The organism is Streptomyces sp. NPDC096048 (assembly GCF_044763415.1).
GTDB lineage: Bacteria > Actinomycetota > Actinomycetes > Streptomycetales > Streptomycetaceae > Streptomyces.
In genome coordinates, this window is sequence record NZ_JBIWGG010000002.1 from 574,606 (window position 1) to 588,698 (window position 14,093).

Here is a 14,093-nt window from a genome sequence, read left to right on the forward strand (position 1 = left end):
GGCGGACGTCTACAGGTGTGACAGCGCGGCGCGCAATCCCAAGCGCCGAGCCCTTCACCCGAGGAGACCGACCGACATGAGCACCGAGCAGACCTCCGCCCCCGCCGACGGCTACTCCTACACCCTCACCCGCACCCTGGCCGCCCCCGCGGCACGGATCTGGCAGGCCTGGACCACCCCCGACCAGTACGCCCGGTGGACCCACGCCGCCCCCGGCTCCGTCGAACTGGACGTACGGCCGGGCGGCGCCTGGAAGGCCACGATGATCGCCCCCGACGGCGCCGAGTTCCCCCTGACCGGCACCTACGTCGAGGTCGACGAGCCCACCCACCTGGTCATCGGCATGGACATCCCCGGCCGCCCCGACCCCACCCTGATGACCATGGAACTCACCGAACAGGGCCCCCGCGACACGGTGCTCGTCCTCCGCCAGACCTGCGAGACGAAGGCGGAACGGGACGGGGCGGAGGAGGGCAGCGGGATGCTGCTGGACGGGTTGGAGGGGTTCTTGGCGGACGGGGGGAAGGATTGAGCGGGGTGGTCTGGGTTGGCGCGCCTCCTTCGCCAGGACGCCGGCTACACGCAGCGCCAACGTCGGTGGCGACCGGGGACTGCAGGTTTTGCACTCTCGCGCCTCACCTCACGCGTGATGCCTCAGTGACTCAGCAAAAGTGCGAGACTCTTGATGTCGAGAGGCTCGTACGTGACCATCGCCTCTCCCCGAACGACCACCTTCAGGAGGAGCGGCATGCCCCGCAGCGGCCAGACGCGACCGCGGTTCGCCTCGCCATTGACCTCGATCGAGATCTGCGCGGGCGCCGGGGGGCAAGCCGTCGGACTGCACAACGCTGGTTTCGACCACTGCGCTCTCGTTGAGTGGGACTCGCACGCCGCAGCTACCTTGCGGGCGAACGTGGGCGGCTGGCCCGGCTGGGATCAGCGCAAGGCTGACGGAATCCGCCCTATGGACGTCAAGGATTTTCTGGATTCCGAGGTCAGAAAAAATCTCGGCCTTGAGCCAGGCGAACTCGACTTGCTCGCAGGCGGTGTACCGTGTCCGCCATTCTCCTTGGCCGGACACCGGCTTGGCCCGGACGATGAGCGCGATCTCTTCCCAGCAGCACTTGACATCATCGAGGTTCTCCGACCAAAAGCGGTGATGATTGAGAACGTCCGAGGGATCCTCGAACCTCCAGAAGTCTTCATCGAGTACAGGAATTCGATCCTTGACACCCTGCGCGACCTCGGATACCTGGTTCCTGATATTGACCCGAGCCAGTCAGCAAGTGCCCAAGACGTAGCTATGCGAAAAGTCTGGCGGCGACTTGACGCGAAGCATTTCGGGGTTCCCCAGCTCCGGCCGCGGGCAATCTTGGTGGCGATTCACCGCTCTGCCGTTACACCGGGAAGTGCGGGATTTCAGTGGCCGACCGGCATCAAGGGTGGCGAAGTCACTGCTTTCGAAAAGCTCGAGAAGAGCATGCTCGCGCGCTGCAAAGCCTTTTGGGACAAGAATGCGGACGGCGAACCTGCCCGTCCCGGCGAGCGTACCGGGAGGGACGTGTTCGAAGACTGGAAGAGGCAGATCACCCAGGCCTCGGCGGCAGGCAAGACCGTTGCCCCGACTCTCGTCGGCGGCTCCAGAAAGCACGGCGGTGCCGACCTGGGGCCTACCCGCGCCAAGCGCGCATGGGCGGAACTCGGGGTCGACGGGATGGGCATCGCCAATGACCCGGAAAGCTGTGATCCGGAACGCGATCTGTTCCGACCAGTCGGTCCTATGCTCACTGTCGCTCAGGCGGCGGCCATCCAGGGTTTCCCTGAAGAGTGGAAGTTCCAGGGGCGGAAGACGGCCCGATACCGTCAGGTTGGGAACGCGTTCCCGCCGCCGGTAGCCGAGGCAGTCGGACGCGCTATCGCCGCAGTCCTGCTCCCTGAATACGGGGACGCACTCACCAGGGACTATGAAATGGAACCAGCGGGATCGAATCCCGTCGATGACATCCCGCAGCAACTGGAGATCTCAGTCGCCACGAATAATCCCCCCCGCACGCCGAGCCAAGACCGTCACGGCGATTTTGTCGGCACAGGCGTCTGACGGCTCGTGCTCCCAGAAGCGGAGCACCAGCCAGCCAGCTTCCCGCAACCTTTCGTCGGTATCCCGGTCCCTCGTGACATTGCGAACGACTTTTTCTGACCAGTAACCGGGATTAGTCTTCGGCGGAACATAATGTTCAGGGCAGCCATGCCAATAGCAGCCGTCAATGAATACCGCGACCTTGGCCGACCGGAAGACCATGTCGGCCGTCCGGCGAAGGTCCGGGAGGGGGCGAGCGGCCACCCTGTACCGCAGCCCCGTGGCATGTACGAGCCTCCGGATCAGGACTTCCGGCTTCGTGTCACGGCTGCGGATCGCCTGCATGTTGCGGCGGCGTGCTGCGGAGGAAGCCCAGGATCCTTCCGGGGCCTCCCAATCTGCTTCAGGGGACACACCGCAGAGGGTAGTCGTGCGCGGCCCGCAGCACGCAGCCAGTCCTAGCGGCCTCCCATGTGACTCAGCAGTGCCTCGATGTCACCCGGCGCGAGACCAGCCGCCACCGAAGGCTCCTCCTCAAGATCGGCGAGCTGCTGCACGGTGGGGTCGTCCAGGATGCGCCCCATGAATTCCAGCTTGCGCTCCAGGCTCGCGGCCACAACCTCGTCGACGGAGTTCCGCACCGCCAGGACTGTCACCCGGGTCTCTGTGCCGGGGGCGAGCCCGAGACGGTGGATCCGGTCCAGGCTCTGGAGGAACCGCCCCGCCATGAAGTCGCGGTCCACATAGACCGCGTCATGGCAGACGTGATGCAGGCTGATTCCCTCGCCCAGAGTTGCCGGGTTCGAGATGAGCACCATGCACGCCGGGTCTTCCCTGAACCGCCGAATCTGCTCCTCGCGGTCAGGGGTACCGCCGTAGACGACAGCCGGGCTGTACTTCTCCAGCATGCGCTCCAGCGTGGTGAGGCTTCTGACGAACGTCGTCCACACCAGTGTCTTCCGGCCCTGCGCAGCGTTCTCCGCGATGATCGCCACGGCTTCCTTGTACTTGGGCGAAAGCTCGTAGTCGGGAAGGTTCTGCATAAGCGAGTACAGCGAACCCCCCTCGGGAATCTCCATCGGCGGCAGCTGATACGCGAGTGGTTCGTAGCGGCTGCCTCCTTCCAGGAGAAGGGCGGGGCTCGTCGCAGCCATGAGAAGGCGGAGTGCCGTCTTCCCGAGGGAACTCAAGTCCTCGCGCGCGGCGCCGCTCTTCTCGCCGCCCACGATTGCCGTGTAGATCTCGTCATGCAGCGGTGGCATGTCAACGAAGCGCAGTCCCAGCTGCACGGGGGGCAGGCCGAGTTCGTGCTTCGTCGTGCGCGTGAACAGCGGCCGGAGGACAGTGCTGGCGTGCGCGAGGTCTCCTCCAGCAACCGCCTGGACCACCGTGCGCTGGCCGTGGCCCGGCCAGACGAAACCCAAGAGGTTCTCCAGGTCCCGTGAACCGTTCGGAGCCGGCGTACCAGTCAGAATCAGTCGGCGTGCGGCCAGAGGCCCCAGCGCCATGCAGGCCGCCCCGTAGGTTCCGCGGGCACCCAGTTTCATCCGGTGCGCCTCGTCCAGGATGATCATGGAGGGAGCCGACTTGAGCCACCCAGCCAGCATGGACAGTGACCGGTCGAGACGCTCGTAGTTCACCACGAGCACCTCAGCCCACTGATCCAGCGACCCGTCCAGGACGTTGATGCGCAGCGGGTGGATGAGGCACTCCGCAGTCTCGTAACGCCATGACTCGTAGGCCGACTTAGGGCACACGACCAGCAGTCGGCTCGCCCGGCCGGCCGCCTTCTGGGCCGCGTACACAGCGAGCGCGACCCGGGTCTTGCCAGCGCCGGGCACACTGAAGTTGGCGCCGTGCTGAAGCGACAGGAGCTTCGCGATGTCCCGGCGCTGGAACTCGCTGAGTACCCCCTTCCAGGAATCGCCGAGAAGCGCAGGCACATCATCGGGCGCGACCTCGCCAGCCGTCTGCCGCCCAGCGAGCCGCTGCTGCACGGTGTGGGCGTCCTGGACCACTCCGGATACCAGGTCCCGAAGGTCGTCCGCCCACTCCACACCGGCGGGGTCTGACCAGGAACCGAGCAGGCCGAGGTCCGCGAGCAGCTCGTCCAGGGAGACCGAGGCACTCAGCGGGCCAAGCTGACCGCCAGTACGAAATCGGGCGGCCAGCTGTACGAGTTCCTGCTGGAACGATTCCGTGGTTCGCAGAACCACTCGGGTCCGGGTCTCGTCGAACCCAAGACGCAGCGACTTCTCGCTGACAGAACTGGTCACCGGGGGCCCTCCGCCGCGACCGCTTCCAGCAGCCAGGAGACGCCGTCCCCCGGTTGCGGCAGCCCGCGGCCAGCCTGCTGAGCGAGCTTCAGCAGGCTGCCCCGCAACTTGACCACAGCGTCGTCGAACGCCTCCTCGTCCAGGCTGCGGGAGGTCCGTGCCTGCACCAGGTCGTTCACGCACTGGTCGATACTCGCGCAGGCTTCGGCCAGCCGGGCCGGGGCAAGCTGCTTGCGCTTGCGCAGCCGAGCGCTGCGGCCCGCCGCCTCGATCGCCTCGTCGAACGCCTTCTTGGTGCTGTCCCAGGTGTCCTGAGCGGCGGCCTTCCGCTCATCACCGAGGTCCGAGGCTTCGTTTCTCACCACGGCGGCGGTGCGGAGGATCTCGTCGTTCATCGCCCGGGCTTCCGCGACGGCGGAGGAGGCGGCGGGCACCTCCAGGCCCAGTCCAGGGATGGACACCGACTGCGGCTGCGCGGCCGTCGCACCGCCCATGGGCAGCTGTCGCTCAAGCCCCGCCTTCAGGAAGTCCTCATTGATGTGACGGACGTCGGTCTTGGAGAAGTTGAGCAGAATCGCGGCCAGACGAAGCTCCTTCAGGACCTCAGCCTGGTCACGGTCCACCGTTTCCAGCTTCACGTACAGCCGGTGGAGTTCCTTGAGCCGCTCCTGCGCGCCCTCCCAGTCCACCAGGCGCAGCCCGTTGCCACCGCCGGTGCGACTGCGCTCGTTCAGCTCGCGGATCGTGCTGAGGATCCACCGCTCCTGATGGTAGGTGCGCACCTGAATCCGGAAATCCTTGGCGATCTGCTCAGGCGTCCGGCCCAGCGCCGCCTGCTCCTCCATGGCGATGAGGCGGTTGATGTAGGAGTAGTCGCGCCGGTGGTCCTTGCGAAGCTGCAAGGACAGCTCGACGGCATTGATGTCGGCCCACGTGAACGACGCCGGCAGCACGCCCACGCGCATCGACTGCGCGCCCAGTTCGCGAAGTGCGGCGGCCCGGGTGTTGCCGTTGACCAGCACCCCGTGCCGGGTCACCAGCCCGGGGTCGTTCTGCCCGAACTGGTCAAGGCTGTCCTTCAGGACATCGAAGTCCTTGTCCCGCACATTCGTGTTCTCAGGGTCCGCCTTGAGCAGGAACCCGAGGTAGTCCTGACTCTCCGCGCTCCAGGGGTCCTTGTCCAACGCCGCGTCCCGCTCGGCGTCGTGGCTCCGCTGAGCCCGGATCCGGTGGGTGCTCGGGTTGTAGAAGAGGCTGCTGAGCGGCAAGTCGATCACTTCGACATGGGCCTGCTGCCCGTTCCAGTCGACAGTGACCGTCTCCCGGGTGCTGCCAGACGCCTTGACCTCCTCGACCTTCTTGCTGATCAGCTCGCTGAACTCGGCCGCCCGCGGCGGGGCCGGAAACTCGCGCATCATCGTCATCCCGTCCTGTCTCAGTCGTCCGTACCGTCAAGAACGTCGGCCACAGCCTTACGGGAGTCCTCCGGCAGGGTCCGGTACATGCCCCACAGCACCTCCAGCGAGCTGTAAGTGCGCTGATCGTTCTTCACCCAGCCGCTCAGTACGCTCCGCTCCAGGGGCGCCAGTGACTCGATCCGGGAGAGCACGGCCGGCAAATCCACGGAACGGTCCACACTCCCTCGCCCGCACCGCTTGCACTCAGTGATCAACTGGTGCGTGAGGCTGCCGTCAGGAAGCGTCACCTGCCGCCGCGCGATGTTGAGCGCCGACTGTTCGACACCGTCCTCGTAGGACTCGGCGACACCAATGCCACACGTGCGACACAGATGACCGTCGGCCAGCATCACCCTCGCCCGCTGGGCGCTGGTGATGCTGGCCTTATGGCTGGGTGCCTTGGCCTGGCCGGGAATCCAGACGTCCATACCGCGTGACACGAACCGGCGCTCCTGCTGCAGCAGCTCCGGGTCCTCTCGGCTAGTCGAGATCTCCCAGCCGTGGTCCCTGAGATCACGCATACGTCGGTCAATCTGCGCAACCTCCGGGAAAGCCTCGCGCAGCTTGGCCACGGTGAAGATGTTTCCCTCCCCGACCTCCTGGATCAGCCACAGCGCCGCACGCGCCTTGCTGCCCAACTTGTGGTTCCCGACACTGGTCTCCTGCCAAGACGGCAACGTCATAATGGGGTCCCCTCCCACACATTCAGGCGTTCTGCCGCACATCACACGAAAGGCATAAATGGCACCATTTGCGCATGTGAGACTCGCGCCACCCCCGCACCACTGGCGGCTGACTCTTAAATCGTGGCACATCGAAACCGCTTTGAACCCTCCCGATGCAACTTGCGCACCAACTGGCAAGAGAAGAAGCAAAAACTGCCAGGCGGCGACCTGCCACCCTCCGGCACAATGACGACCAACGTCACTGAGCGGCGGCACGAATGGCCAGTTCTTCCGAATATGCGGAGGTTTGTCACCATGGCAGCGAGCAGCAACCGTCGCCCCCCGTTCGCGTGGACGGATAAGGAACTCGACGAGGATGTCCTGCCCGACAGACGGCGACTGGTCACAGCACTGCAAGAGATCTGCCGCCAGCTGGTCGTCACAACCGCTGACGGTGCACCGCAAACTCACCCCACGCAGGCCCAGGCTGCCGAGTACCTGAACATCAGCGAGACCGCGCTGACGCGATACCTCCGGGGGCGGCGCATTCCGCCAGACGAGGTAGCTGCCTTCATCTTCGACACCGCTTGCCGGGATACCGGGGGCGGCCAAAACCTCGGCATCACGAGGGAAGAACTGCTGGAGCTACGCGCGAGAGCCGAGCAGGAACGATGCGGCAACTGCCAGCGGAACAGAGAGGCGGCACGTGCCGCAGGCCAGAAACTCCGGGCTTTGCAGGGAACCCATGAACAGCTCGAACGGTCTGCGGCAGAAGGAGCCCGCGAACTCAGGGAACTCCGTCAGCGCGCCGCCGTACTGAAGCAGGAGGCTCAGCGAATGAAGGCCGCTCAGCCCATACCGGTAAGCGAAGCCGGCCCGCAAAAGGTCCGGGAGGCGGCACACGCCGCAACTCTGTTGCCGGTCCCCCGCCGACAAGGGGACCGGCAACAGAGCAAAAACGCAGCCTTGGCATCCCGCCACGTCGGCCGCCGCGCGGAAGAGCTGCTCCGCGACGGCCGGCCGGACAGCACCCTCGCACTCCTCCGGCATACGGCAGAGGCTTACACGCCCATGGAAGTAGCCCTGCTAGTAGCGCTGTTGCGGACACGCGGGCAGGACGAACTGGTCGACAACCTCGTGCACATCTATGCGCGCGACCGCAACGACCAGGACGTGGTGCGGACGGCACTGATACTGCACGAGCAGCGGGCCGTCACGGACGCGGAGGCCCTGCTGCGCACGGCCGCCGCCCATCCTGGGTCAGCTCTCTCCCGGGCAGAGATGTCCGGGCCGCCCAGATAGCTGCGGCCAGCCTCGTCAGCGCCTCACCGAAGCAGACCACGACCAGGCTTGCCGCTGAGTGTGGACGCAGTACGGGACTGGCCGGCCAGCGCCCAGTGGGCCGCAGCGCCATCACGGCATGCGGGAAAGAGACCTAGAGAAGAACTCAGGCGGCGGCGCCCGGATCAGCTTCGAAGTGCAGCTGGGCCTGGTCCAGGATGTCGTCTGGATCGAAGCCGCAGGAAGCCGTCCAGTGCAGCAAGTCAGCGATCAGCTCAACCGCGGACTCCTTGAGGGCGGTGTCTCGCAGCCGCCCCCCAAAGGCAGGGCCGGTCCCAGTGCGGTAGCTCCGCAGAGCGGCAGCAGCACGTTCCATCCGTTGGCAGACCCGCTCGGGCCCGAGCGCGATCTCGCACCACACCGACTTTCCGGCGGCCGTCAGAGCCGTCCCCCAGTCCGCCGTCACGGCGGCGAGCAGGTGCAGACCGCGCCCGCATTCGTCGTCGCAGCCTGCTGCTGGCAGGGAGGGTACGGAGTAGCTCTTGTCGTGCACTTCTACGCGCAGCCGCTCCCCTCCCCACTCCAGGACCAGCGTGGCGGGCGCGCCTTCGCCCACGTGCTTGATGACATTGGTGGCCAGCTCCGTGACCACCAGCTCCGTTTCCTCCACAGCATGGGGTACGCACCACTGTCCCAACTGGGCTGTAGTCGCCTGTCGCAGTAGCCGCACCTCGGCCGGCGCTGCCGTGAACGGCAGAACAGATCGGTATCGGTGTTCTCTGACCTCATAGCCGGGCATGCGAACTCCTCCCTCCTGAGCCACGCACATGCTGCGCCCGCCGTGTCCGTCCGGCTGCATTGCGTAGCGGAACACAAGGGAGAATGACACAGAGAAGTCTCACCATGTAACTTCTCACAAGAACCCATCGAGTGAATCTGATGGTGGGAGGTCTCCTCGCTGCCTAGCCTGATCAGGCCCGGAGCGACCGCCCGGCGCACGCGCAGGAGGAAGTCCGGATGACCGTGAGGGCCACCACTCGCCGCCGTCAACTCGGCGCTACGTTGAGGAAGTTGCGCGCCAGCAAGGGCCTGACCCTGGAAGAGGCAGGTCGGCTTGTCGGGGTCTCCAAGGCCACAGTGAGCCGCTACGAGACACAGGCGGGACCGGTGAAGTGGATCGTGGTCGATGCCTTGTGCCGTGAGTACGGGGCCGCCGACACCGAGCGCGAAGCCGTCGTACGGCTGGCCAAGGACGCCAAACAGCAGGGCTGGTGGAGCTCGTTCGCCGATTCCATCCCGGAGAGCATGAACCTGTTGCTGACCTTGGAGGACGAGGCCGTACGGGAGGACCACTTCTCCTGTGTCTACGTCCCTGGCCTTCTGCAGACCCGGGCCTACAGCACCGCCCTGCAGAAGGCTAACGAGGTTCCCCTGGAGCCGGCTGAGATCGAACGGCTGGTGGACATCCGCATGAAGCGGCAGGAGATCCTCGGCCGGCCGAGGCCACCACGCCTGTGGGCCATCCTCGACGAGTCCGTGATCCGCCGGGTCGTCGGGTCACCGGAAGCCATGAAGGAACAACTCGGCCGACTGCTTGAAGCGAACGAGTCTCCGCACATCACACTTCAGGTACTGCCCTTCTCCAAGGGAGCCCACTCCGCGGCGCTCGGCAGCTTCGTGATCATCGGCGGCACCGAGGCAGCCCTCGACGTCGTGTACGTCGACTTCCACACCGGCTCGCTTTTCCTGGAAAAGGACGAGGAACTCGAGCGGTACAGACTTGCGTTCGAGTACCTCCGCGCACAAGCGTTGGACATGGAGGCTTCCTCCGCCCTGATCCACCGCGTCCGCAAGGAGCTGTGAATGTCCTTCGATCCCAAGCCCCTCTCCGCCGCCGTGTGGTTCAAGTCGTCGTACAGCGGTGGCAATGCCACCGAGTGCGTCGAGTGCGCCTACCTCGGGCGCCGGGCACTGATACGCGACTCGAAGCACAGCCGCGGTCCTGTCCTCTCCGTGGGAACTGAGGCCTGGCGGCGCTTTGTCGACGCGTTGCACCAAGGCGTCTGTGCCGGGTAGGCACGGGCGGTCCGGACCCGTAGAAGTTCGTGCAAGTAGCTGGCACCCAGGCCGACACCTGCGCAAGCCTGGCCATGCCGCCCGTCATCACCGGCACCGGAGGACACCATGGCTCTGCACCGCCTGGGCAAGGATCCGGAGAGCCCCAACAACGGCTCTCCGACCGTGTACCTGGACGACGAAACCGGGAACTACATCTTGCAAGGCTGGCGAGTCACAGACGCCGAGCGCCTGGCTCAGCTGGACATCCCCGGCCACGAGACGGTGATCGAGTTTCCCAGGCGCATGATGCAGTACTTCCCGGAGGTGAGCGGAGGTGCCGCAGCCGACGTTTGAGGAACTGTTCCGATCCGCCCGGCAGAGTGCGTACCACCTGGAGATGCGCGACGCTTACGGCCTCGATGAGGACTATCGCGCGTGGTCCGCAGGCCACCGCTTCGACCCGGCGCAGCGGTGGCCCTGGTGGATCGAGCTGGTCTCCTCCGCCGTGTCTCGGGGAGTTGCGGTGCACCGCGCTCGTATCGTCTCCGAACCCCTGTCCTCCTACGCTCGCTACGAGTACGAGCTGACCAGCGGGCACAACGTCAAGGCCGGCGAAGACGTGCGCTGGCTGCCCCGCAGGCATGCCTCGGGCCTTGCGCTGCCGGGGAACGATTTCTGGCTTCTCGACGGCACGTCCGTCCTGTTCAACCACTTCGCCGGGGACGGGACGATGACGGGTGAGGAGCTAGTGACGGAACAGGACGTCGTCAACCTGTGCTCCTCGGCGTTCGCTGCCGTCTGGGAGCGGGCAGTCCCCCATGAGGAGTACCAGCCGACCTGACGGGGCCCAGCCGCCACACCTCATGTCTTCGTCATCCAGCATCCAGCAGGCCCGTGAGGCCCTGGGCAAGCGACTGCGCGAGCTCCGGAAGGACTCGGGTCTGACCGCGCGGGAACTCGCCTCCAGGGCGGGCTGGCATGAAAGCAAGTGCAGCCGCATCGAGAACGGCCGCACGCCACCTTCCGACGACGACGTGCGCGTGTACACGCTCCATTGCGGCGCGCACGCCCAGACAGCCGACTTGATCGCCACAGCGCGCAACATCGACGGTGCTTACGTCGAGTGGCGTCGCTTGGAGCGCTCCGGACTGCGTCGGGCGCAGGAGTCGGTACTCCCGCTGTGGCAGCGCACCCGGCACTTCAGGGCGTACTCATCGTGGCTCATACCTGGGCCATTGCAGACCCCCGCATATATCAGGGCCCTTCTGGTGTCGATCCGCGACCGTCGCGCGCTGCCTGACGACCTGGACGCAGCCGTCGACGTTCGCGTGGACAAGCAGCGCGTCCTGTACGAGGGAGCGCGCCGTTTCGCCGTGGTTCTGGAGGAGAGCGCGCTTCGGCACCTGATCGGTGGGACGGAGACCATGGCTGGACAACTCGGGCATCTGCTGTCACTCGCGACGCTCCCCAATGTCAGCTTGGGCGTGATTCCGCTGAGCACGGATCGCACCGCGCTGTGGCCAGTCGAAGATTTTTGGATCTTCGACGAGGCACAGGTCAACGTCGAGTTGGTCTCTGCCTTCCTGACCATCACACAACCACACGAGGTCGGCATGTACGCACAGACCTTTTCAGCTCTCGCCGACTCGGCAGTCTATGGCACCCCTGCCCACACACTGATCACGTCGGCTATCGACTCACTCGGGTGACTACGTGCAAGTCCACGCATGTTCGTTGAGGGTTACTCCCACCCGTTCCTAGCGTGGCCGTCATGGAATCCATGAACAGGGATCGGGCCCTCACATCCACGGCTTCCGCCCAGGCTCCCTGGGCGATGCGTCTCGTCACCAACCGCTCGCCGCTCACTCCCGCCCCCTACGCGACCGTCACCCTGGACGCCACCACCCAGACCGCCCGCTACACCGACGCCTCCGGGCACCTGGTCGAAATGGGCAGGCACGGGACGTCCAGGACGAGTAGTACAACGTCCGTGTCCGGTGGTGGGGACGGGCAACAGCCCCAGCCCCAGTCGCAGGACGACGCGACGACCGACTACGAGTCGGACTGACCGATGGTGCACACCGTTCTGGTCGTCACCGCTTTGGAAGACGTGACCGCGGACTGGGTCATCGACGCGCTCAACGAGCGCGAGGTGCCCGTCGCCCGGTTCGACCCCGCAGACATCGGGCCCGAGCTGACCTTCGGGTTCCGTCTCGGGGGCGACAGGTCGGTCTGGGGAGGCCGGCTGCGTACGGCGAGCCGGGACGTGGATCTCGGAGAGGTAGGGGCCGTCTACCATCGTCGGCCCACACCATACGCCGCCCGGTTCGGCCAGCTGCCCGCACAGCAGCGGGAGTTCGCCGTCGCCGAGGCTAGGCATGGGCTGGGCGGCGTGCTGCGCAGTCTGTGTCCCGCCCTGTTCGTCAACCATCCGTCGGCCGTGACACGGGCGGAGTTCAAGCCGTGGCAATTGCGCCGATTCGCCGAACTCGGGCTGCGGGTTCCGCCCACGCTCGTCACCAACGACGTCCAAGAGGCCCGGAGGTTCGCCGAGGAACACGAGTACGTCGTCTGCAAGACGTTCCGCGGGCTGCCACGCGGCGAGGACGGACACGTCGGCGCGATCTGGACCCAACGAGTCGACCTCCGCGACTTCGACGCGTCGCTCGCGGTGACGGCTCACCTGTTCCAAGCGGAGGTTCCGAAGACCGGCGACGTACGGGTCACCGTGGTCGGGCGTCGCGTCTTCGCCCAGCGGATCAGTACCACGACAGGCGTCATCGACTGGCGTCGCGGTGACTGGAACGAACTGATCCACACTTCGGTCCCCGTCCCACCGGTGATCGAGGCTGCCCTGCACGACTACCTGGGCTCGTTCGGTCTGGTCTTCGGCTGCTTCGACTTCGCGCTCACCGGCGACGGGGACTCTCCGGACGACTGGTGGGCGATCGAGTGCAACCCGAACGGTCAGTGGGGCTGGCTTCCGGACGCACCGGCCATCACCGAGGCGTTCGCCGACATTCTGAGCACGGCAGGTATGGAGAGTACGGAAGGACGTGCCAGGTCATGACGATGCCCGTCGACCTCGACAACGACGCGGCCGCACTGCGCGAGGCGATGACGAAGTCCTTCGCCGAGACCGGGGTCCCGGTCGCCCCGGCCTGGCGGGCGACCGCGGAGAGGGTCCCCCGCCATGTCTTCGTCCCCGGCTTCTACCTACCCGCCGACGAGCGGGACGAGCAGGGCCTGACGGTGTGGGAGCCGGTCACGGCCGACATCGACTACGGACGGTGGCTGGCCACCGCCTACTCGGACGCCACGCTGATCACCCAGCTCGACGGCGAGGAGGTCGACTGGAGAAACCCGGCCGTCCGACATGGAGGCGCGCCCACGTCCTCCTCCACGCTGCCCTCCCTCGTCCTGCGCATGTGGTCGGACGCGGATGTCGCCGAGGGGCACACCGTCCTGGAGATCGGCACAGGGACGGGATACTCGACGGCGCTCGCCTGCGAGCGGCTGGGGTCGTCCCACGTGACCAGTGTCGAGGTCGATTCCGACAGGCTGGATGCGGCGGCCGGCGCCCTGTACGCCTGCGGGTACACGCCGACACTGGCGCGGGCGGACGGGTTGTACGGATACTGGCCCGAGGCCTGGTTCGACCGGATCGTGGCCGCCTGTTCCTTCCGCGCTGTGCCGGCCGCCTTCCTCAGGCAGGCACGACCGGGCGGGAAGATCCTGCTCCCCTTGTCAGGGTGGCTGTATGGCAACGCCCGCGTCCTGCTCACCGTCGCCGAGGACGGGACCGCCGAGGGGGCGCTGCTGCCCGGCACCATTTCATTCATGTCCGCCCGGACCCATGCGGCACCGGCGTACGGGAATCCAGCAGACTGGGCCGCGGGACTGCCCGAGGTGCCCCGGGCTGCGCGGCACCTCCCCGAGCGGCTCACGGCTGCCTCCGAGGAGGCGTTCCACCTGCGGTTCCTCGCGCAGAGCGCCGTACCGGACACTCAGATGGTCGCCATCGACGGCGTCCTGCACCTCGTCGACATCGTCTCCGGCTCCGCAGCCACGCTCACACCGGACGGCGGAGCGTGGGGTGTGCGTGAAGGGGGCCGGCTGAGGCTGTGGGCGCGGATCGAGCAGGTGATCGACGCCTTCGACGCCGCAGGGCGGCCCAGTCCGGAGACGTTCACACTGCGTGTGGACGGCGACGGGCAACGGCTGCTGCACCCGCTGATGCCCCAGCTGCCGCTACCTCAAGGGTGACCGGGAGCCCGCC

The 14,093-nt window shown here is 66.4% G+C and carries 16 protein-coding genes; 11 read left to right on the plus strand and 5 right to left on the minus strand.

The features are described 5' to 3' along the window. Positions 1-76: 76 nt before the first annotated feature. Positions 77-532, plus strand: a complete 456-nt coding sequence (locus ACIQ6R_RS07255; RefSeq protein ID WP_404219432.1) for an SRPBCC domain-containing protein — start codon at positions 77-79, stop codon at positions 530-532. A 216-nt stretch (positions 533-748) separates the two neighbouring features. Continuing rightward, complete coding sequence (locus ACIQ6R_RS07260) at positions 749-2,098, plus strand: DNA cytosine methyltransferase (RefSeq protein WP_404219435.1); 1,350 nt, start codon at positions 749-751, stop codon at positions 2,096-2,098. Here the strand turns inward: ACIQ6R_RS07260 and ACIQ6R_RS07265 are convergent. Genes ACIQ6R_RS07265 through ACIQ6R_RS07280 form a run of 4 tightly spaced genes read right to left on the minus strand, consistent with a single transcriptional unit; the run spans position 2,024 to position 6,448 of the window. Continuing rightward, the gene (locus ACIQ6R_RS07265) at positions 2,024-2,491 is read right to left on the minus strand and encodes a very short patch repair endonuclease (RefSeq protein WP_404219437.1); all 468 of its coding nucleotides are present in this window, start codon (positions 2,489-2,491) and stop codon (positions 2,024-2,026) included. The genes ACIQ6R_RS07260 and ACIQ6R_RS07265 overlap by 75 nt on opposite strands. Positions 2,492-2,535: 44 nt before the next feature. Continuing rightward, a complete protein-coding gene (locus tag ACIQ6R_RS07270; RefSeq protein ID WP_404219439.1) occupies positions 2,536-4,353 on the minus strand; it encodes a DEAD/DEAH box helicase in 1,818 nt (605 codons plus the stop codon). Then, entirely contained in the window at positions 4,350-5,777 is a 1,428-nt protein-coding gene (locus tag ACIQ6R_RS07275; protein WP_404219442.1) for a hypothetical protein, read from the minus strand. Before ACIQ6R_RS07275 ends, ACIQ6R_RS07270 begins: the two co-directional genes overlap by 4 nt. An 11-nt stretch (positions 5,778-5,788) precedes the next feature. Continuing rightward, positions 5,789-6,448 carry a hypothetical protein gene (locus tag ACIQ6R_RS07280; RefSeq protein WP_404219444.1) on the minus strand — a complete coding sequence of 220 codons (660 nt, stop codon included), beginning with the start codon at positions 6,446-6,448 and terminating at the stop codon, positions 5,789-5,791. Between the two features lie 273 nt (positions 6,449-6,721). Here ACIQ6R_RS07280 and ACIQ6R_RS07285 point away from each other — a divergent pair, with 273 nt between their 5' ends. Further along, the gene (locus tag ACIQ6R_RS07285; protein WP_404219446.1) at positions 6,722-7,777 is read left to right on the plus strand and encodes a hypothetical protein; all 1,056 of its coding nucleotides are present in this window, start codon (positions 6,722-6,724) and stop codon (positions 7,775-7,777) included. A gap of 145 nt (positions 7,778-7,922) precedes the next feature. Here the strand turns inward: ACIQ6R_RS07285 and ACIQ6R_RS07290 are convergent, their stop codons facing one another. Beyond that, positions 7,923-8,555: an ATP-binding protein gene (locus ACIQ6R_RS07290; RefSeq protein WP_404219448.1), complete on the minus strand. Its 633-nt coding sequence runs from the start codon at positions 8,553-8,555 to the stop codon at positions 7,923-7,925. 218 nt (positions 8,556-8,773) lie between these two features. Here ACIQ6R_RS07290 and ACIQ6R_RS07295 point away from each other — a divergent pair, with 218 nt between their 5' ends. The 8 genes from ACIQ6R_RS07295 (at position 8,774) to tgmC (ending at position 14,080) form a co-directional block, all read left to right on the plus strand. Beyond that, positions 8,774-9,619 (plus strand): helix-turn-helix domain-containing protein, encoded by an 846-nt coding sequence (locus ACIQ6R_RS07295; protein ID WP_404219450.1) that lies wholly within the window; start codon positions 8,774-8,776, stop codon positions 9,617-9,619. Next, on the plus strand, positions 9,620-9,832 hold the full coding sequence (locus ACIQ6R_RS07300; RefSeq protein ID WP_404219452.1) for a DUF397 domain-containing protein: 213 nt from the start codon (positions 9,620-9,622) through the stop codon (positions 9,830-9,832). It begins immediately after the preceding gene. Positions 9,833-9,940: 108 nt separating this feature from the next. Further along, positions 9,941-10,168 carry a hypothetical protein gene (locus ACIQ6R_RS07305; protein WP_404219454.1) on the plus strand — a complete coding sequence of 76 codons (228 nt, stop codon included), beginning with the start codon at positions 9,941-9,943 and terminating at the stop codon, positions 10,166-10,168. 43 nt (positions 10,169-10,211) lie between these two features. Continuing rightward, a complete protein-coding gene (locus tag ACIQ6R_RS07310; RefSeq protein WP_404219630.1) occupies positions 10,212-10,655 on the plus strand; it encodes a DUF6879 family protein in 444 nt (147 codons plus the stop codon). A 22-nt stretch (positions 10,656-10,677) separates the two neighbouring features. Further along, on the plus strand, positions 10,678-11,523 hold the full coding sequence (locus ACIQ6R_RS07315; RefSeq protein ID WP_404219457.1) for a helix-turn-helix domain-containing protein: 846 nt from the start codon (positions 10,678-10,680) through the stop codon (positions 11,521-11,523). 62 nt (positions 11,524-11,585) lie between these two features. Continuing rightward, positions 11,586-11,882, plus strand: a complete 297-nt coding sequence (locus ACIQ6R_RS07320) for a putative ATP-grasp-modified RiPP (RefSeq protein ID WP_404219459.1) — start codon at positions 11,586-11,588, stop codon at positions 11,880-11,882. A 3-nt stretch (positions 11,883-11,885) separates the two neighbouring features. Continuing rightward, complete coding sequence (gene tgmB, locus ACIQ6R_RS07325) at positions 11,886-12,884, plus strand: ATP-grasp ribosomal peptide maturase (RefSeq protein WP_404219461.1); 999 nt, start codon at positions 11,886-11,888, stop codon at positions 12,882-12,884. Beyond that, entirely contained in the window at positions 12,881-14,080 is a 1,200-nt protein-coding gene (tgmC, locus tag ACIQ6R_RS07330) for an ATP-grasp peptide maturase system methyltransferase (protein ID WP_404219463.1), read from the plus strand. The genes tgmB and tgmC overlap by 4 nt, the downstream gene beginning before the upstream one ends. The last annotated feature ends 13 nt before the right edge of the window (positions 14,081-14,093 follow it).